Genomic DNA, 18,935 nt, shown 5'->3' with positions numbered 1-18,935 from the left:
TTTACAAGGTGAAACGTAGTATAATTTGAAAAGCAGAAAGGAGATAAATATTATGGTAAAAAAATTGTTTTTTGTAATGTTGACAGGAATGATTTGTTTCAGCTCGTGTTTTTGTCAAACAGCTTTTGCGAAAACCAGCAAAGTAAGGGTTTACGATGTGGAAAAAGGAACCACAAGCTTCACATCTTTTACATATTCGGATAATAAAAAGGATGAATCACTGGTACCGTCGGAGGGAACAGGAGCGATTTCATCTGCTTCTCAGAAGGTGGTTATTTTCCATCAGGCAGATGGGTCTACGATAATAAGAAAAGCAGACAGTAATGGAAAAGTGACACTTCCTGCAATAAAGAACGAGACCGGATATACTTTTCTTGGATGGAGCACGAAGCCGGATCAGACTCAGAATCCGCAGTATCAGGCGGGACAGGTGATACAGGTAAGGAAGAAAACCCATTTATATGCAGTTATGTATAACTGGCAACAGGAGCCGGATATTCAGGTCAATAATCTGGCAGCTCAGCTGTCGGAGTATTCCGGAATTATTTTTGTGGGAGATTCCAGAACGTATTTTATGCAGAAAACTCTTCTTCAGGAATATGGAAAGGATGCAGTTGCAAAAGTATCATTTGTGTGTAAGACAGGGGAGGGACTGAGCTGGTTTGAAACAGCAGGAGAGAGAGTAATGAGAAGTGAAATTGCCCGTCTGCAGTCAGATTCAGATAAGCCCGTAGCAGTTATTTTTAATCTTGGTGTGAATGATCTTTCGAGTCATAATTCCGGAAATGGGGTTGATTATAAAGGCGAGGCAAATGCATATCTTGCGCGTATGAACACTCTTGCAGAGGAACTTGAAAGTGACTGCAGATTGTTTTATATGTCTGTGAATCCGGTAAATACAGCAATGAAACCAACTCGAAAAGAAGCGCAGTTACGTTACTTTAATGACAGATTGCAGAGCAGGTTAAATAAGAGATTTCAATGGATAGATACCTATAAATATCTGATGAAGAATGGTTACAGTACATACAATGAGTTTAAGGGAAATATAGATGACGGCGTTCACTATTCTACACGTACCTATAAAAGAATCTATAAATATTGTATGAATGCGATCAGATAATGCTTTTTGATTTATACACAAATTATAATCTTGTTTCAGGTAAGCAGTATAAGCAGAAGTTAAGGCCACAGAACTCACAAAAGAAAGGGTATATGTATTGCTTGATAAATTAAGAGATTGATGTACGAGCTGACAGGAGAAATATTTTCTGTCAGCTTGTTATTTGTTTGGTTGGATAATGGAGAATATCTGTTTGCCAAAGAAGAAACATTTGACGAATTTTTATCTCTGTTGTATCATGAACATACAAAACGAAAATAAAGTAAGAGGAATATTGTTATATAAAATACAGAACAGATAAGAAAGCAGGAATTTAATGAGAGCAGAAGTTGTATCCATGACAGCGGATAATCTTGATATGGAGGCTATCCGGCGTGGTGGAGATATTTTGAAACAGGGTGGTCTGGTTGCGTTTCCTACGGAGACTGTTTATGGTCTTGGTGGAGATGCGTTGAATCCGCAGGCTTCTATGAAAATTTATGCGGCGAAGGGCAGACCTTCGGATAATCCGCTGATCGTGCATATTGCAGAGTTTGATAAGCTGGCTCCGATTGTAGCGGAGGTTCCGGAGAAGGCGAAGATTTTGGCAGAGAAGTACTGGCCGGGTCCGCTGACTATGATTCTTCCGAAGTCGGATCTTGTACCACAGGAAACTACGGGTGGTCTGGACAGTGTGGCGGTTCGGTTTCCGAGTGACAGGATTGCACAGGAGCTGATCAAGGCTGCCGGCGGCTATGTGGCAGCACCCAGTGCGAATACTTCAGGCAGACCCAGTCCGACTACTGCACAGCATGTAGAGGAGGATCTTGGCGAGGCGATTGAGATGATTATTGACGGAGGCCAGGTGGGAATCGGTCTTGAGTCTACGATCGTTGATTTTACTGAGGATGTGCCGGTGGTTTTGCGTCCGGGTTATATTTCTCTGGAGATGCTTCAAGAGACTCTGGGAGATGTAAGGATGGACAAGGGGCTGATTGCGGCTGACAGCAAGGTGCGTCCGAAAGCGCCGGGTATGAAATATCGCCATTATGCACCGAAGGCAGATCTGGCAATTGTTGAGGGACCAGAGGAAGCTGTTGTGAAGAAGATTAATGAGCTGGCTGCGGAAGCGAAAGCACACGGCGAGCAGGTCGGAATTATTGCAACGGACGAGACAAAGGACAGATATCCCGAAGGTCTGGTAGTCAGCATCGGAAGTCGGAAAGAAGAGGAAACAATCGCCCATCATTTATATGAAGTGCTTCGTGATTTTGACCAGAGTGCGGTCAGGTCTATTTATTCAGAAGCGTTTTATACACCAAGAATGGGACAGGCCATTATGAACCGTCTGCTGAAAGCAGCGGGACATAAGATCATACAGGTGGTATGATATAATCAGGTAGTGAAGCAGATATATGCCTGATTATATAATCTTATCAGCAGTAATGGCCAGATGGATAATGAAGATTCACTTAAATAGTCTGCTGAAGAGGTAAAGAAATTAATTTCAGGAGGAAGATTAATGATAGCTTTAGGATGTGATCATGGTGGATATGAACTGAAACAGGAGATCAAGAAGTATCTGGATGAGAAAGGAATTGAATATAAAGATTATGGATGTGACAGTCTGGATTCCGTAGATTATCCGATATATGCAAAGAAGGTTGCACATGCAATTCTTGACGGCGAATGTGAGAAGGGAATCCTGATCTGCGGAACAGGTATCGGAATTTCCATTACAGCAAATAAGATTAAGGGAATCAGAGCTGCAGTCTGCACAGATTGTTTTACAGCAGAGGCTACAAGACTTCACAATGATGCTAATATCCTTGCACTTGGCGGAAGAGTGGTAGGACCTGGGCTGGCATTGAAGATTGTGGATACATTTTTGAATACACCGTTTTCCAATGATGAGAGACATATCAGAAGAATTAATCAGATAGAGACTGAATAAGCCATAAAATAAGAAAACTGATAAAACAGCCAGAGCCTGCATGATTATAGTAATTCTCTCACATGTATGATGAATGGGAATTGCTGTAGAGTAAAGTGTGAAGTTCTGGCTGTGTCAGTTATAAGCAGACAATGGTTACTGTTCGCTCCGTTCACAGTAACGGACAATGTGATGCTTTTATGAAGCAGGTGAATGGTGAAGTATGTGAAGGGGAGGTTTGGAAAATGGATGTAAATCATAAACGCACAGATTATTTATCATGGGATGAATATTTTATGGGAGTTGCCATGATGTCAGGGATGCGTTCCAAGGATCCGAATTCTCAGGTAGGTGCCTGTATTGTAAGTGAGGATAATAAAATCCTGTCCATGGGCTATAATGGTTTTCCAAAGGGCTGTTCAGATGATGAATTTCCATGGGCGAGAGAGGGTGACAGTCTTCATACGAAATATTTTTATGTGACACACAGTGAGCTGAATGCGATCCTTAATTACAGAGGAGGAAGTCTGGAAGGTGCAAAGCTTTATGTCTCCCTTTTTCCATGTAATGAATGTGCCAAGGCAATTATTCAGGCAGGTATTAAGACGATTGTCTATGACTGCGATAAATATGCAGACACGCCGGCAGTGATCGCTTCCAAGAGAATGCTGGATGCAGCCGGGGTTCGTTATTATAAATACAACCGGACCGGACGTAAGATTACAATCGAAGTGTGATTTTGGCTACGTTACTGAGAACGGAGTGAACAGTAAACAGATTTTACTCTTGACACATCAATTTATTTCAAATAAAATATAACCAAATGCGAAATATATACAGCGATGAAGAGAATAGTACATAAGGAGCAATCCCAGAGAAGAGTCCCGGAGAACAGCCGGTTGGCTGTGAAACAGTGGTGGAAGGATTCTGTGCGTGAATTATGGAACCGGCCTCGGAGCTCCGTACAATTGAAGTACGGCGTTTTTCCTGCGTTATCGGAAGAAGAGCGAGCAATGTGCAGGCATTTGGGCACAGTGCTAATTAGGGTGGTACCGCCGAAGCCTTTCGGTCCCTTGTGAGGGATGCTGGGCTTCTTTTTTCGTTTATGAAAAAAGAAGAGTATGCATTCCGCCGCGACTATATCCTGACACAGTAAAAGCCAGAAAAGTATATTAGTATTTCTGAATTTTGTTCAGGATCAACACAATCACATAAAAAGGAGAAACAATCATGGCAAACAACAAGAAACTGGTAGAAGCCATCACATCCATGGAAGACGATTTTGCCCAGTGGTATACCGACGTTGTAAAGAAAGCTGAACTTTGCGGATATACCAGCGTTAAAGGCTGCATGGCGATTAAACCTGCAGGATATGCGATCTGGGAGAATATCCAGCATGAACTGGACAGAAGATTCAAAGAAACAGGCGTACAGAACGTATACATGCCTATCTTTATCCCGGAATCTCTTCTCCAGAAAGAGAAAGATCACGTAGAAGGATTTGCACCTGAGGTTGCATGGGTAACTCACGGTGGTCTGGATCCGCTGCAGGAGCGTCTGTGCGTACGTCCGACATCTGAGACATTATTCTGCGATTTCTATGCAAAAGAGATCCAGTCTCACAGAGATCTGCCGAAAGTATACAATCAGTGGTGTTCTGTAGTACGTTGGGAAAAGACAACACGTCCATTCCTTCGTTCCCGTGAGTTCTTATGGCAGGAAGGTCATACTGCTCATGCAACAGCTGAGGAAGCAGAAGCACGTACTATTCAGATGTTGAACTTGTATGCAGACTTCTGCGAAGAAGTACTTGCTATCCCAGTTATCAAGGGACAGAAGACTGACAAGGAGAAATTCTCCGGTGCAGAAGCTACTTATACAATTGAGTCTCTGATGCATGATGGAAAAGCCCTTCAGTCCGGTACAAGCCATAACTTTGGCGATGGATTTGCAAGAGCATTTGGCATCCAGTATACAGATAAAGAGAATAAACTTCAGTATGTACATCAGACATCCTGGGGAATGACAACACGTATGATCGGTGCCATCATCATGGTACACGGTGACAACAGCGGTCTGGTACTGCCTCCGAGAATCGCTCCGACACAGGCAGTGATCATCCCGATCCAGCAGAGAAAAGAAGGCGTTCTTGAGAAAGCAGACGAGATGTTTGCAGCATTAAAAGCAGCAGGAGTCCGCGTAAAAGTAGACGACACAGACAAGAGTCCGGGATTCAAATTCGCAGAGCAGGAAATGCGTGGTATTCCGATCCGTATCGAGTGTGGCCCGAAGGATATCGAGAATGGCCAGGCTGTAATCTGCCGTCGTGATACAAGAGAGAAATACACAGTTACATTTGATGAGCTTGTAGAGAAAGTACAGGAGATCCTGGAAACAATCCAGAAGGATATGCTGGAGCGTGCGCGTGCACACAGAGATGCTCATACTTATGTTGCTACAAACTACGAAGAATTCAAAGACACTATCGTCAACAAACCAGGTTTCGTAAAAGCTATGTGGTGCGGCGACCGTGCATGTGAAGACAAGATCAAAGAAGATGTTCAGGCTACATCCAGATGTATGCCGTTTGAGCAGGAACACTTAAGTGATGTTTGCGTATGCTGTGGAAAACCGGCTAAGAAGATGGTTTACTGGGGAAGAGCATATTAATTTAGAAGAATGCTGTAACTGAGAAGATAATGAACAGTTACAAAACAGCAATAGAGAAAACCGGCAGCAGATTATATCTGAATGCCGGTTTTCAGAATTTATAAAAAAGTCTTTCAGACAGGACTGTGTTGGTGTATAGTAAGAATATGCTGTCAGAGAAAATCCAGCGCAGGTATAAACAACTATACACGGATTTCTGGCTAAAAGAAAAGATAATAATTTAAACAGATAAGGATGGTCATATGATTCTGGAAATACCGAAAAATGCTGAGACAATTTTGCACATACTGGAGAATGCAGGCTATGAAGCTTATGTAGTAGGCGGCTGTGTCCGCGACTCTATCCTGGGGCGTACCCCGGATGACTGGGATATCACTACTTCTGCGAAACCGGAGCAGGTTAAGGAACTGTTTCACAGGACTGTAGATACAGGTCTGCAGCACGGAACCGTGACTGTTCTTATGGAGAAAGAAGGCTATGAGGTTACGACCTACCGTGTAGACGGCGAATACGAAGATGGCAGACATCCAAAAGAAGTAACCTTTACGGCAAGTCTTGAAGAAGATTTAAAGCGCCGTGACTTTACGATTAACGCTATGGCATACAATCCGTCCAGAGGACTTGTTGATCTCTTTGGCGGAATGGAGGACATCGATAGAAAGATCATCCGCTGTGTGGGCGATCCGCTGGAGCGTTTTACAGAGGATGCACTTCGCATTATGCGTGCAGTCCGCTTCAGTGCACAGCTTGGTTTTAGCATTGAAGCGGAAACACGTAAGGCACTGAAAGTCCTGGCGCCGAATCTGAAACATGTCAGCGCAGAACGTATTCAGGTGGAACTTGTGAAACTTCTCATGTCTCCGCATCCGGATTATCTCAGAGTCGCTTATGAAGCAGGGATCACAGCAGAGTTTCTGCCAGAGTTTGATGCCTGCATGGAAACGCCACAGAATACTCCTCATCACTGCTATACAGTCGGAGAGCATATCCTGCACAGTCTTGACTATGTGCGTGCAGACCGTGTTCTGCGGATCACCATGCTGCTCCATGATATCGGCAAACCTGTTGTGCGTAAGACAGATGAAAACGGCAGAGATCATTTCAAAACCCATGGAGAGGCTGGGGAAAAGATGGCAGGTCAGATCCTGCGCAGACTGAAATTCGACAACGATACCATCCGCAAAGTAACCCGCCTGGTGAAGTGGCATGATGACAGACCGGAGGGAACAACGAAATCTGTCCGCCGTGCAGTGAACCGCATCGGTGAAGAGCTTTTTCCATATTATCTGGAAGTGCAGCAGGCAGATATGCTGGCGCAGAGCGAGTACAGACGTGCTGAGAAACAGGAGCGTCTGGACAAGGTAAAAGAAGCCTATGAGGTGATCCTGAACGAGCACCAGTGTGTATCTCTGAAAACCCTGGCAATCACAGGCAAAGATTTGATCCAGGCCGGATATAAGCCGGGGCGTGAGATTGGGGAGACATTGAACCGTTTACTGGAAGAGGTACTTGCTGATCCGCAGAAAAATCAGAAAGAAATATTATTAGGTATGCTGGATAAGAAATAAAACAGTTTACATTTCTGGCAATAAAAATCCGAGGGTATATCCCCCGGATTTTTTTCATATGTATAGAAAGTATCAAAATAAGAGGGGGATATGTCATTGTATGATTACGGACTAAGCACTCTGGCTCAGTATGAGCTGACAGCAGACCGTTCTGCAAGGACAAGGGGGGCCCTGCTTTGTTATACCTCGCAGGGACTTTTGATTTTGAGGGAATTTCACGGTTCGGAAAAAAAGCTGAAAAAACAGCAGGAACTGCTGCTTCATCTAAAAGAATGCGGGATGAATACCGATTATTTTCTACAGAATACACAGGAAAGTCTGGTCAGCAAGGATAAAGACCAGATGGCTTTTACACTGCAGCACTGGTACGAAGGAAGAGAATGCGACACCAAATCCAGAGATGATATCATAAAGAGTGTCCGGACGCTGGCAAGGTTACATATTTTAATGAAAATGGAACCTGTGGAGGAATACAGGGAACGCTCCCTGCGGGATGAATACCTCCGGCATAATCAGGAACTTCGCAAGATCCGCAAATTCATCCGGAAAAAAGGTGCGTCCAGTGTATTCGAGAAAGATTATCTGGCAAGTGTGGAGTGGTTTTTACAGAGAGCGCAGTATGCGGTAGAGCTTCTGGACGAGACAGAATACGACAGTCTCAGAGAGAAGGTATGGCGTGAGGGACAGGTCTGTCACGGAGAATACAACCAGCATAATGTTCTGATGTTGAAAGGGGAAGATGAAACTGCAGCAGTGACAAATTTCGGGCACTGGAACTTTGACATTCAGATGGCAGATTTGTACCGTTTTATGAGAAAAATCCTAGAAAAGTATAACTGGAATTTAAATCTGGCGCAGGAAATGCTCCGGGAATATCACAGGATCCGTCCCATTTCAAAAGCTGAATGGCAGAACCTGAGAGTACGCTTTACTTATCCCGAAAAATACTGGAAACTGGCAAATTATTACTATTCGCACAAAAAGGTGTGGATTTCTGAGAAAAATGTGGAAAAGCTTCAGAATCTCATCCGACAGAGAGAAAACTGGAAGGATTTTGCACAAAAGTGTTTTGAGGTTTATCCTGCTGATTTTTGAAAAATATAGCACATGTTAAAAGGGGCATATTTCGGGTTACTGAGAACGGAGTGAACAGTAACTATTTCGGGCATCCGGAACTGCCCGAATCTTTTGAAAAACCTTGACAATATAGGGAAAAAGGTATATATATAGAAGATAGAGCTCTGTCGCTTTTGGCAGATGCCACCAAACAAGAAAGAGATCATTAGAGGAGGAAACACCATGAATAAAACAGAATTAGTAGCAGCTATGGCGAAAGAGACGAACTTATCCAAGAAGGACGTAGAAGATGTTCTGAAATCTTTCGTTGATGTCGTTTCTAAAGAACTGAAAAATGGCGGAAAGATCCAGTTAGTTGGATTTGGTACATTTGAAGTAAGCGAAAGAGCTGCTAGAGAGGGAAGAAATCCTCAGACTGGTGAAACAATGAAGATCGAAGCTTCTAAAGCACCGAAATTCAAAGCTGGAAAAGCTTTAAAAGATATGGTTAACGGTAAATAATAATTAAGACGATAACCGGGGGGACGAAAGTTCCCCCTTTTTGATACTCCAGAATTGCGTGAGCGTTAGCGGAGCAATTCGTGAGTATCTGATACAGGAGCAGAATTATGAGATTAGATAAGTATTTGAAAGTGTCGCGCCTGATCAAGCGCCGTACGGTAGCAAATGAAGCCTGTGATGCAGGAAGAGTCCTTGTAAACGACAAACCTGCCAAGGCATCCGTACAGGTCAAGACAGGAGACACCATCGAAATCCAGTTCGGAAGCAAGAACGTCAAAGTCGAAGTACTGGATGTAAAAGAGACCGTAAAAAAAGAAGACGTAGAGAGTATGTATAAATACCTTTAACAGTCAATGCTATACTGGTAATTCTATTTTAAGCCTGACGGACATAAAATACTGATAAGTGAGAAATCCGGGAGGCGGCTATGGATAATACACACAGCCTGATGCTGGAGAACCGTCAGGGCGGCAGAATTACCGGAGTAAAGGATGTCAAATCCTTTGATGAAAAAGAAATCCTGCTTTTTACACAGGCAGGTAAACTTGTAATAAAAGGAGAACAGCTTCATGTGAAGCAGCTCGATCTGGAAAAAGGAGAAGTAGATCTGGAAGGAAAAGTGGACAGTCTTACCTATCTGTCAAAGAATACAGATAACAGAGATGAATCTTTTCTAAAAAGGATGTTTCGTTAAGAGATGAGTACATTTATTCATCATGAATTACTTCTTCTGGTACGGACCGTAGCTGCAGGAGCGGTTCTCCTTTTGTGTTATGATCTTCTGATCGCCCTGAGAAACGTCCTTGCACATTCGGAGAAAGCAGCAGGGATTGAAGATCTTCTCTACTGGCTGTGTTGTGCATTTTTTATCTTTTCGGAGATTTACAGGACAAATGAAGGAATTTTGCGCTTTTTTATGATTCTGGGTTTCCTGCTGGGAGCATACGTTTGTCACAGAATACTTGGCGGTATTTTTGTAAAATGCTGCACGAGACTTATGGAGATTCCTGTAATAATTATTAAATTTTTGATAAAATGGTTGCTATTTCCGGTCAAAAGATGTAAACTTCTGAAATATAAAGTGTATAAGTGCGCTAAGAAAGAAAGGCTGGCAAATTGGGTAATTCTAAGAAAAAAAAGAAGAGAAGAAAAGTAGGTTATGAATCTCTTGGAATGCTTGCGATTGCGCTGGTTGTTTTAGTCCTTCTGGGAGGACTTATGCTTAAAAGTAATGACCTTCAGGAACGCCTCACAGGATACGATGCTAAAGCCGCCACACTTGAGCAGCAGATAGAAGATGAGCAGAACCGCACAGAAGAGATTGATAAATTAAAGAAATATATGGAAACAGACGAATATGCTGAGGAAGTTGCCAGAGAGAAACTGGGACTTGTAAAGGATAATGAGACTGTTTTTAAGAAACAGCAATAAAAACGTCGAAAACTTTTACGATTTTTTCGTCTGAGTTTGACAGATATTTCAGAGCCCTTTCCATATAATACCTCTGATAAGAATGATAAGGGGAATATCAAGGGGAGGGGAGAATATGCAGGAATGGATGATTGCCATGCTCGTTATCAGCATCATGCTGATCATACGGGACATGGCAAAAACTATTTTAGCGGAAAATCTGCCGGATACAGAAGAACTGCTCTCTTTGCAGGAAAGTCATCCGCAGAAAGAACGGGTGGAGAAATACGCGGCATCTTTTCAGAAACTGGCAGATACTTTTTATGGAATGCCGTACCGTAAAGATTACCTGAGCAGCAGGCAGATCGAGCGGATCATCGAGGATACGAATGCGAAAGTATGCAGCAGATGTTATCAGCGGGAAATCTGCTGGGGAGAACATGCACAGGAGCTTTGTAAGGGAGTAGAGACACTGGTACGTTCTATGGAGATCGGAAATGAAGAGGATATTCGAAGTATCCGCGGTGACTGGACAGGCATATGTCCCCGTTCGGTTCAGTATTATGAAGCAGTTACCGAGAATTATCAGCGGGAGAAACAGAATCTGATGTGGGATAACCGCATGATCGAGAATAGACTTGCAGTTGCACAGCAGCTGATGGAAGTTTCAAAGATCATGGAAAATGTAGCAAGTGATCTGTATGATCTGGAAAGAGGAACACCCCAGTTTGAGGAAGATTTGCGAAAAAGTCTGCGCAAGTGCCATGTGATCCTGCGTCAGGCTTGGGTAATGGACAAGGTAAAAGGGCGCAGGCAGGTATTTCTTACCATGCGTGCCAGAAGCGGGCAGTGCATTTCTATGACAGAAATCTCGCAGTTGCTTTCCGGGGTCTGCGGCAGTCTGATGGTACCTGTAAATGGAAGCCGTTGTATTGTAAATGGGGAATATCATACGGTGCATTTTATCGAAGATGTAAGCTATCAGATCCTTTACGGAGTTGCCAGACTGACAAGGGAAGAAGAAAAGGTTTCCGGTGATAATTATGTATGCAGGCAGGAAGATGGCGGCAGATTTGTTATGTGCCTTTCAGATGGCATGGGATCCGGGATGGAGGCATGCAGGGAGAGTGAAACAGTTGTAGAACTGTTGGAACAGTTCATGGAATCGGGGTTTTCCCAGGAAACAGCAGCGAAGATGGTTAATTCCGCGCTGGTGCTGAAAGATCAGGAAGGAATGTTCTCCACGGTGGATATCTGTGCTGTGGATCTGTATACAGGAATCTGTAATTTTCTGAAAGCAGGTGCTGCATCGACTTTTATCAAAAGAGATCATTGGGTAGAATCCATCACTTCTGAGAGCCTGGCGGCAGGACTTGTACAGCAGATTGACTTCGAAACAGCATCCAGAAAACTTTATCACGGAGATTATCTGATCATGATGACAGACGGAGTCTTGGATGCACTTCCAAGTCAGAAGGAGGAAGAGACCATGAAGGAGATCATCATGGATGTCCATGAGGAAGCGCCGAAAGACTTTGGCAGGGGAATTCTGGAGAGGGTGCTGGGATACAGCGATTATCATGCACGGGATGATATGACGGTGCTGGTGGCAGGCGTGTGGAAGAAATAATAGAAAAAAGGATAAACGATAGAAGATGAAGAAAGAAGTTCTTGCTTACATAAAGCAAAACAGAATGATCGTGGAGAAAGATGTAATCCTTGCGGGTGTATCCGGAGGTAGTGATTCCATGGCAATGCTGCATCTGCTGAAGGAATTGCAGCAGGAATTGGGTTTTGCGCTGCGGGTTGTGCATGTACATCACGGAATACGTGGAAAGGAAGCTGATAGAGACAGCAGCTTTGTGGAAAACATCTGCCGGGAATGGCAGATCCCATGCAGAGTCTATCATTATGATGTGCCGAAACTGAGCAGGGAATGGAAAATGGGCGAAGAAGAGACCGGAAGAATTGTCAGGAAAGAGGCTTTTCACAGAGAAATCAGTGCCTGTGGGAAAGAGCAGGAAGACTGCAGGAAGAAATGTAATATAGTGAATAAGCAGGAATCCCATATGGCAGATAAAGGGCAGAACGACAGCGGAAACTCAGAAAATGTCATAAAGATAGCACTGGCACATAATCAGGAGGATCTTGCTGAGACTATGATCCACAACCTGTGCAGAGGAACTGGTCTGCGCGGACTTTGTACCATGCGTCCTGTGGATGGAGAGATTATTCGCCCGATTTTATGTTTAAGCAGGGAAAAAATTGCCGATTATTTAAAAGAACAGCATATTTCCCATATCCAGGACAGTACGAATCTGTCTGATGAATATACCAGAAACCGTATCCGCCATCATATTCTGCCGATACTGGAGCGGCAGATAAATACAAAAGCTGCGGCACATATGGCAGAAACAGCAGCCAGAATCTCACAGGCGGAGGAGTATCTGACACAGCAGAGCAGTCAGATACTGGAAGAATTTCAGACAGATACCGGCTATTATTTTACGGAGAAATTTTTTGCGCAGCCTCAGATCATTCAGATTTATGCACTTCAGCAGGCGATGGAGAGTCTGGCAGGTAAACGGAAAGACCTGACAGCAGTTCATTATGAGAAAGTGCTGGCACTTCATGAGATGCAGACAGGAAAAAGAATCAGTCTGCCATATAACATGGAAGCCAGAAGAGTTTATAAAGGTGTGCGGCTTTCTCTTCGAAAAGAGGAACAATCATCTGATATGAATGACTGGAGAACGGTGTCAGGCCAGAATAATATAAAAAAGGCGGATATCAAGTCAGTGGAGACAGCTTGTAAAGATGATACAGCAGCTATGAAGTGGGAAGTCTGTATTCCTGGAACTGTCACCAGTCCTCTGGGTACTTTTTCGGCAGAAATATTTTCCTATGAAGGTCAGAAGATTGAAGAAAAAAAGTATACGAAATGGCTTGATTATGATAGAATAATAGGGAATCCGTGTATTCGAACCAGACAGACAGGGGATTACATGGTCATCAACGCACAGGGAAACACAAAGAAACTGAACCGCTGTATGATCGATGAGAAGATCCCGTCAGAGAAGCGGGACGAGATTCCGCTGATCGCATGCGGAAATGAGATTCTCTGGATGGTGGGAAGCAGGATGAATGAGAGGTATAAAATTAACCCCCAAACTAGGAAGGTGTTAGTATTAAATTACCAAGGAGGACACGAAAATGAGTGAGAAAATCAAAGTTTTACTCAGCGAAGAGGAAGTAGATTCCCGTATTAAACAGATCGCAGCAAAGATCAGCAAGGATTATGCAGGTAAAGAGATTCATTTAATCTGTGTATTAAAGGGTGGTGTGTTCTTTACATGTGAACTTGCCAAGAGAATCACAGTACCGGTTTCACTTGACTTTATGTCTGTATCCAGCTATGGCGATGATACCAAATCCAGCGGAGTTGTAAAAATCGTCAAAGACCTTGACCAGCCACTGGAAGGTAAAGACGTTCTGATCGTAGAGGATATCATTGACTCTGGAAGGACTTTAAGCTATCTGATCGAGATCCTTAAGAAGAGAAATCCGAACAGCATCCGTCTGTGTACATTACTGGACAAACCGGAACGCAGAGTCAAAGATGTCAAAGTTGATTACTGCTGCTTCAATATTCCAGATGAGTTCGTAGTAGGCTATGGTCTGGACTATGCACAGAAATACAGGAATCTTCCATTCATCGGAGTAGTAGAACTGGGGGAAGACTGAAAGGAGATTTAACTAAGTGAATAAACAGCCAAGCAGAATTGGTCTGTATCTGGTGCTGATCATTGCTCTGGTAGCCGGATATTTTTATCTGAATAATCAGGTGGTTTCTCAGAGCAGTTACACACAGAAGCAGCTGGAGCAGGCTCTTGAAGACAACAAGGTGGTTGATGCAACGATTCAGCAGAACAGAGAGGTTCCGACAGGTGCTGTGATCGTAGACACAACAGATGACGGACAGAGAAAAGTCTATGTAACAGATGTCAACCAGGCAATTGAACTGCTGAACAAGTATAATATTGATGTTACAACTCAGAATGTACCAGGAGATAATGTATTTCTCACAACTCTGCTCCCGGTTCTTCTCACAGGTGCACTTGTGATCTTCCTGATCATGATGATGAACCGTCAGATGGCCGGTGGAGGCGGCGGTGGAAATGCCAAGATGATGAATTTCGGTAAGAGCCGTGCGAGAATGACAACTCCGGATGACAATAAGAAAGTTACTTTTGACAATGTAGCAGGTCTGCAGGAGGAGAAGGAAGATCTGGTAGAGGTTGTTGATTTCCTGAAATCCCCGCAGAAATATACAAAAGTCGGTGCGAGAATCCCGAAGGGTGTGATCCTTGTAGGCCCTCCAGGAACAGGTAAGACACTTCTGGCAAAAGCAGTAGCCGGAGAAGCGGGAGTTCCGTTCTTCTCTATTTCCGGTTCTGACTTTGTAGAAATGTTTGTCGGTGTAGGTGCATCCCGTGTGCGTGACCTTTTCGAAGAAGGCAAGCGTCATGCACCGTGTATTATCTTCATCGATGAGATCGATGCAGTTGCCAGACAGCGTGGAACAGGTATGGGCGGCGGCCATGATGAGAGAGAACAGACACTGAACCAGCTTCTTGTAGAAATGGATGGTTTTGGTGTGAATGAAGGAATCATCGTAATGGCGGCTACAAACCGTGTGGATATCCTGGATCCGGCGATCCTTCGTCCGGGACGTTTTGACCGTAAGGTTGCAGTTGGACGTCCGGATGTCAAAGGCAGAGAAGAGATTCTTCGTGTTCATGCGAAGGATAAACCTTTGGGAGAGGATGTAGATCTGGCTCAGATCGCAAGAACAACCGCAGGATTTACAGGTGCAGACCTGGAGAACCTTCTGAACGAAGCTGCCATTGAAGCTGCAAGACAGGGAAGAGGATTCATTCTTCAGTCTGATATTAAGGGTGCTTTTATCAAAGTTGGTATCGGTGCTGAGAAGAAGAGTAAAGTGATCTCTGAGAAAGAGAAGAAGATCACAGCTTACCATGAATCCGGACATGCGATCCTGTTCCATGTACTTCCGGATATGGATCCTGTTTACACGATTTCCATCATCCCGACAGGAATGGGGGCAGCAGGTTACACTATGCCGCTTCCGGATAATGATGAGATGTTTAATACCAAAGGGAAAATGCTTCAGGATATTATGACTCTGTTGGGTGGACGTATCGCAGAGGAGATTATCTTCGGGGACATTACTACCGGTGCATCCAATGATATCAAACGTGCAACTGCGACTGCAAGAAGCATGGTGATGAAATATGGTATGTCTGATAAACTGGGACTGATCTGCTACGGTGATGACGATGATGAAGTATTTATCGGAAGAGATCTGGCCCACACCAGAAGTTACAGCGAAGATGTAGCCAAGGCGATCGACGAGGAAATCCGCCGTATCATCGGAGAATGCCACGATCAGGCCAAGAAAATTATTCTGGAACATGAGGACGTTCTGCACAAGTGCGCAGCACTTCTTCTTGAGAAGGAAAAGGTGCACAGAGACGAGTTTGAAGCACTTTTTACAACAGAAAATCCAGAAACAGAAAATACTGATATATAATATAAACAAAAAAGTGTGCCAAATTTTGTGAAGTTTGTGCACACTTTTTCCTTGCCCCATGCTATTATATATATCGTAAAAACCCCCCAATACATTATATAGTTTTTGCTACACCCCATAAGAAGAAATACCTTCTCCAAAAAAGCCAGCTTATCCCGCTGGCTTTTTTACTTTGTATAAAAAACGGCGGAAGATTGAGCAGAATCACTGAATCTCTGCGCAAATTTGGGACAATCAGATGGTTGTCATCTTACCTGTTTTAAGATAAAATAAATAAGATGATAAATGACAGAGAGGATTGACGGAAATGGAACATGGAAAAGCAGATATAAGAAAAAAAATGCAATATATCTTAAACATGCGTCCTGTATTTAATAAAGAGGCGCTTTTCAGTGACGGAACAGAATTTTACAGAAACCCGGCAGAGCCAAAGGCAGGGGATACGGTAACGATCAAATTCCGTACACAGAGGAACAATGTAGATTCTGTATACCTTGTAAGCGGAGAACGGCGCATACAGATGCAGATATGTGATACAGAAAATGGATTCGATTATTATTCTGCCCAGGTAACCATTGGAGAGGACATTTTCCGTTATTATTTTGAGATACAGTATGGCTGGGTAACCTGCTATTATAACAACCTCGGAGTCTGTACCAAGCATGAAGGCAGAATGGACTTCGAGATTTATCCGGGATTTGATACGCCGAAGTGGGCGAAGGGTGCAGTCATGTACCAGATTTACGTGGATCGTTTCCTGAACGGAGATCCGACCAATGACGTAGTGACCGGAGAATACCATTATATTGGAGATAAGAGTGTACAGGTAGAACAGTGGAACAAGATTCCGGCAGTAATGGGCGTACGTGAATTTTACGGCGGTGACCTGCAGGGCATTATGAACAAGCTGGATTATCTGCAGGATCTGGGTGTGGAGGTTATTTACCTGAACCCGATTTTTGTTTCCCCGAGTAACCATAAATATGACTGTCAGGACTATGACTATGTAGATCCACATTACGGCAGGATCGTAGAGGACTGTAATGAGGGAATTCTTCTGGGAGATGACAGCGATAATTCTCATGCATGGAAATATATCAAACGTGTCACAGACAAGAAGAACCTGGAAGCCAGCAATGAACTGTTTGCCAAATTGACAGCAGAGATCCACAGAAGAGGAATGAAGATCATTCTGGATGGTGTATTTAACCATTGCGGCTCTTTTAATAAATGGATGGACAGAGAACGCATTTATGAGAACCAGGAAGGATATCCGAAAGGGGCTTATATTTCTGCAGACAGTCCATACAGAAACTTCTTCTCCTTTAATGATCCGAATAAATGGCCATACAATCCGACTTATGATGGATGGTGGACACATGACACATTACCGAAGCTGAATTATGAAGGTTCTCAGGAACTTTATGACTATATTCTCCGTGTAGGTCAGAAATGGGTATCTGCACCATACAATGTAGATGGATGGAGACTTGACGTGGCAGCAGACCTGGGACACAGCAATGAATTTAACCATAAATTCTGGAAAGATTTCCGTAAGGCAGTGAAAGCAGCGAACCCGAATGCGATCATTCTTGCAGAACATTACGGCAATCCAGAAGGATGGCTCCGGGGCGATGAGTGGGATACAGTTATGAACTACGATGCGTTCATGGAACCACTGACCTGGTTCCTGACTGGTATGGAGAAGCATAGCGATGAGTACAGAGAGGATCTTCTGGGCAACAGCGATGCTTTTATCGGTGCAATGAAGAATCACATGCGTGCTCTTCATATGTCCGCGCTTCAGACTGCAATGAATGAGTTATCCAATCATGACCATTCCAGATTCCTGACCAGAACCAACCATAGAGTAGGAAGGATTTCCTACGCAGGTGCAGAAGCAGCATCTGAGGGAGTAAATCCGGCAGTTATGCGTGAAGCCGTAGCCATCCAGATGACATGGCCGGGTGCACCGACGGTATATTATGGAGATGAGGCCGGACTTTGCGGATTTACAGACCCGGATAACAGACGTACGTATCCGTGGGGACGTGAAGATTATCAGATGATCGACTTCCACAGAGTCATGATCCGCATCCACAAGAGCTACGAAGTCCTGAAAACAGGGTCTCTGGGCTTCCTCTGGAACGACTATCAGGGACTCTGCTATGCAAGATTCTCACAGAAAGAGCAGATGATCGTGATCATTAATAACAGAGCCGAGAGCCGTGAAGTAGAAATCCAGCTATGGCAGTCTGGAATCAGCCGACTGGCAGATACAAAACTTGAACGGATCGTCATGACTTCTGCCGAAGGCTTCACCGAAGAACCAGCCGAATACATCGCCTCCGCTGGAATACTCAAACTTACAATGCCGGCATTTGGCGTGGTGGTTTTACATCATAAAAATTAATTGAAAATTGGCATTAAAAAGAACAGGGATTAAGATTTTGCTCTTAGTTTCTGTTCTTTTTTGTACAAACAAGTTATTTGTTTGATTACAATATGTATCAGGCGGTATTGATGGAACAAAAAAAGACCCAGACATCCGTCTGAGTCTTAAGTGGATGGAGAAGGATTCGAACCTTCGAAAGCGTTGCTAACAGATTTACAGTCTGCCCCCTTTGGCCACTCGGGAATCCATCCTTGAACCGGAACTTATTATATATGAAACAGAACCAGATTGCAAGAACTTTTTTCAAAAAATCTGAAAAAATTAAAAGATTTCTCATGCAGCAGGGAGTTTTTCATAAATCCATGTAATTTTGTTTGTCATTTTTTTAGCAAAATAGTAGACGAAAAAGCAGAAATCTGGTAATATAACCATATCTGGATATAGATGTAATTCCATATCAAAGATTGATTAGAGTAGCTGCGAAAGAACGTAGCAGTTACTACAGATTAGGAGGAATTTATCATGTTAGTAAGTGCAACAGAAATGCCCGTCTTTAGGATTTAGCACTATCATTTTTTGCAGTACCAAAAATTCGACCACTACTCAAACCAGCATATTTGCTGGCTTTTTTTCTTTTTAAAAAACTTGACAAAATATTTTTTACC

At 43.5% G+C, this 18,935-nt stretch carries 17 protein-coding genes and 1 tRNA gene; 17 read left to right on the top strand and 1 reads right to left on the bottom strand.

Annotated elements, in window-relative coordinates; all coding sequences use genetic code 11:
• The first annotated feature begins 52 nt into the window (after positions 1 to 52).
• From KQI87_RS10825 to KQI87_RS10745, 17 genes are all read left to right on the top strand, one after another.
• The gene (locus KQI87_RS10825) at positions 53 to 1,123 is read left to right on the top strand and encodes a DUF459 domain-containing protein (RefSeq protein WP_216460163.1); all 1,071 of its coding nucleotides are present in this window, start codon (positions 53 to 55) and stop codon (positions 1,121 to 1,123) included.
• 316 nt (positions 1,124 to 1,439) lie between these two features.
• On the top strand, positions 1,440 to 2,492 hold the full coding sequence (locus KQI87_RS10820; protein WP_118759354.1) for an L-threonylcarbamoyladenylate synthase: 1,053 nt from the start codon (positions 1,440 to 1,442) through the stop codon (positions 2,490 to 2,492).
• A 132-nt stretch (positions 2,493 to 2,624) separates the two neighbouring features.
• The gene (gene rpiB, locus KQI87_RS10815; protein ID WP_118567208.1) at positions 2,625 to 3,056 is read left to right on the top strand and encodes a ribose 5-phosphate isomerase B; all 432 of its coding nucleotides are present in this window, start codon (positions 2,625 to 2,627) and stop codon (positions 3,054 to 3,056) included.
• Between the two features lie 224 nt (positions 3,057 to 3,280).
• Positions 3,281 to 3,772: a deoxycytidylate deaminase gene (locus KQI87_RS10810; RefSeq protein ID WP_008707937.1), complete on the top strand. Its 492-nt coding sequence runs from the start codon at positions 3,281 to 3,283 to the stop codon at positions 3,770 to 3,772.
• 493 nt (positions 3,773 to 4,265) lie between these two features.
• The gene (gene proS, locus KQI87_RS10805) at positions 4,266 to 5,705 is read left to right on the top strand and encodes a proline--tRNA ligase (protein ID WP_216460162.1); all 1,440 of its coding nucleotides are present in this window, start codon (positions 4,266 to 4,268) and stop codon (positions 5,703 to 5,705) included.
• Between the two features lie 242 nt (positions 5,706 to 5,947).
• Positions 5,948 to 7,273, top strand: coding sequence for a CCA tRNA nucleotidyltransferase (locus KQI87_RS10800; RefSeq protein WP_216460161.1), 1,326 nt, complete (start codon positions 5,948 to 5,950; stop codon positions 7,271 to 7,273).
• A gap of 90 nt (positions 7,274 to 7,363) precedes the next feature.
• A complete protein-coding gene (locus KQI87_RS10795) occupies positions 7,364 to 8,368 on the top strand; it encodes a phosphotransferase (protein ID WP_216460160.1) in 1,005 nt (334 codons plus the stop codon).
• 204 nt (positions 8,369 to 8,572) lie between these two features.
• A complete protein-coding gene (locus tag KQI87_RS10790; RefSeq protein ID WP_117677071.1) occupies positions 8,573 to 8,851 on the top strand; it encodes an HU family DNA-binding protein in 279 nt (92 codons plus the stop codon).
• A gap of 107 nt (positions 8,852 to 8,958) precedes the next feature.
• On the top strand, positions 8,959 to 9,198 hold the full coding sequence (locus tag KQI87_RS10785) for an RNA-binding S4 domain-containing protein (RefSeq protein WP_008707948.1): 240 nt from the start codon (positions 8,959 to 8,961) through the stop codon (positions 9,196 to 9,198).
• 80 nt (positions 9,199 to 9,278) lie between these two features.
• Positions 9,279 to 9,545: a sporulation protein YabP gene (yabP, locus tag KQI87_RS10780; protein ID WP_216460159.1), complete on the top strand. Its 267-nt coding sequence runs from the start codon at positions 9,279 to 9,281 to the stop codon at positions 9,543 to 9,545.
• 3 nt (positions 9,546 to 9,548) lie between these two features.
• On the top strand, positions 9,549 to 10,007 hold the full coding sequence (gene yabQ, locus KQI87_RS10775) for a spore cortex biosynthesis protein YabQ (RefSeq protein ID WP_216460158.1): 459 nt from the start codon (positions 9,549 to 9,551) through the stop codon (positions 10,005 to 10,007).
• Positions 10,008 to 10,069: 62 nt separating this feature from the next.
• Positions 10,070 to 10,282, top strand: a complete 213-nt coding sequence (locus KQI87_RS10770; RefSeq protein ID WP_253292476.1) for an FtsB family cell division protein — start codon at positions 10,070 to 10,072, stop codon at positions 10,280 to 10,282.
• Positions 10,283 to 10,397: 115 nt separating this feature from the next.
• Positions 10,398 to 11,891: a SpoIIE family protein phosphatase gene (locus KQI87_RS10765; protein ID WP_216460157.1), complete on the top strand. Its 1,494-nt coding sequence runs from the start codon at positions 10,398 to 10,400 to the stop codon at positions 11,889 to 11,891.
• Positions 11,892 to 11,916: 25 nt separating this feature from the next.
• Positions 11,917 to 13,482 carry a tRNA lysidine(34) synthetase TilS gene (tilS, locus tag KQI87_RS10760; RefSeq protein ID WP_216460156.1) on the top strand — a complete coding sequence of 522 codons (1,566 nt, stop codon included), beginning with the start codon at positions 11,917 to 11,919 and terminating at the stop codon, positions 13,480 to 13,482.
• Positions 13,475 to 14,005, top strand: a complete 531-nt coding sequence (gene hpt, locus KQI87_RS10755) for a hypoxanthine phosphoribosyltransferase (RefSeq protein WP_216460155.1) — start codon at positions 13,475 to 13,477, stop codon at positions 14,003 to 14,005. The genes tilS and hpt overlap by 8 nt, the downstream gene beginning before the upstream one ends.
• 16 nt (positions 14,006 to 14,021) lie before the next feature.
• Complete coding sequence (gene ftsH / locus KQI87_RS10750; RefSeq protein WP_216460154.1) at positions 14,022 to 15,875, top strand: ATP-dependent zinc metalloprotease FtsH; 1,854 nt, start codon at positions 14,022 to 14,024, stop codon at positions 15,873 to 15,875.
• Between the two features lie 307 nt (positions 15,876 to 16,182).
• The gene (locus tag KQI87_RS10745; RefSeq protein WP_216460153.1) at positions 16,183 to 18,288 is read left to right on the top strand and encodes a glycoside hydrolase family 13 protein; all 2,106 of its coding nucleotides are present in this window, start codon (positions 16,183 to 16,185) and stop codon (positions 18,286 to 18,288) included.
• Between the two features lie 151 nt (positions 18,289 to 18,439).
• Here the strand turns inward: KQI87_RS10745 and KQI87_RS10740 are convergent.
• Positions 18,440 to 18,521 (bottom strand) — tRNA-Tyr (locus tag KQI87_RS10740).
• Positions 18,522 to 18,935 lie beyond the last annotated feature (414 nt).

Origin of the sequence: Blautia sp. MSJ-9 (genome assembly GCF_018919065.1) — a bacterium.
GTDB lineage: Bacteria > Bacillota > Clostridia > Lachnospirales > Lachnospiraceae > Blautia_A.
Note: the sequence above shows the minus strand (reverse complement) of the source record. Positions and strands in the feature narration are given on the sequence as shown.

Coding starts and splice junctions, on each gene's coding strand:
- KQI87_RS10825 (WP_216460163.1), top strand. CDS start 53: ATGGTAAAAAAATTGTTTTTTGTAATGTTGACAGGAATGATTTGTTTC.
- KQI87_RS10820 (WP_118759354.1), top strand. CDS start 1,440: ATGAGAGCAGAAGTTGTATCCATGACAGCGGATAATCTTGATATGGAG.
- rpiB (WP_118567208.1), top strand. CDS start 2,625: ATGATAGCTTTAGGATGTGATCATGGTGGATATGAACTGAAACAGGAG.
- KQI87_RS10810 (WP_008707937.1), top strand. CDS start 3,281: ATGGATGTAAATCATAAACGCACAGATTATTTATCATGGGATGAATAT.
- proS (WP_216460162.1), top strand. CDS start 4,266: ATGGCAAACAACAAGAAACTGGTAGAAGCCATCACATCCATGGAAGAC.
- KQI87_RS10800 (WP_216460161.1), top strand. CDS start 5,948: ATGATTCTGGAAATACCGAAAAATGCTGAGACAATTTTGCACATACTG.
- KQI87_RS10795 (WP_216460160.1), top strand. CDS start 7,364: ATGTCATTGTATGATTACGGACTAAGCACTCTGGCTCAGTATGAGCTG.
- KQI87_RS10790 (WP_117677071.1), top strand. CDS start 8,573: ATGAATAAAACAGAATTAGTAGCAGCTATGGCGAAAGAGACGAACTTA.
- KQI87_RS10785 (WP_008707948.1), top strand. CDS start 8,959: ATGAGATTAGATAAGTATTTGAAAGTGTCGCGCCTGATCAAGCGCCGT.
- yabP (WP_216460159.1), top strand. CDS start 9,279: ATGGATAATACACACAGCCTGATGCTGGAGAACCGTCAGGGCGGCAGA.
- yabQ (WP_216460158.1), top strand. CDS start 9,549: ATGAGTACATTTATTCATCATGAATTACTTCTTCTGGTACGGACCGTA.
- KQI87_RS10770 (WP_253292476.1), top strand. CDS start 10,070: ATGCTTAAAAGTAATGACCTTCAGGAACGCCTCACAGGATACGATGCT.
- KQI87_RS10765 (WP_216460157.1), top strand. CDS start 10,398: ATGCAGGAATGGATGATTGCCATGCTCGTTATCAGCATCATGCTGATC.
- tilS (WP_216460156.1), top strand. CDS start 11,917: ATGAAGAAAGAAGTTCTTGCTTACATAAAGCAAAACAGAATGATCGTG.
- hpt (WP_216460155.1), top strand. CDS start 13,475: ATGAGTGAGAAAATCAAAGTTTTACTCAGCGAAGAGGAAGTAGATTCC.
- KQI87_RS10745 (WP_216460153.1), top strand. CDS start 16,183: ATGGAACATGGAAAAGCAGATATAAGAAAAAAAATGCAATATATCTTA.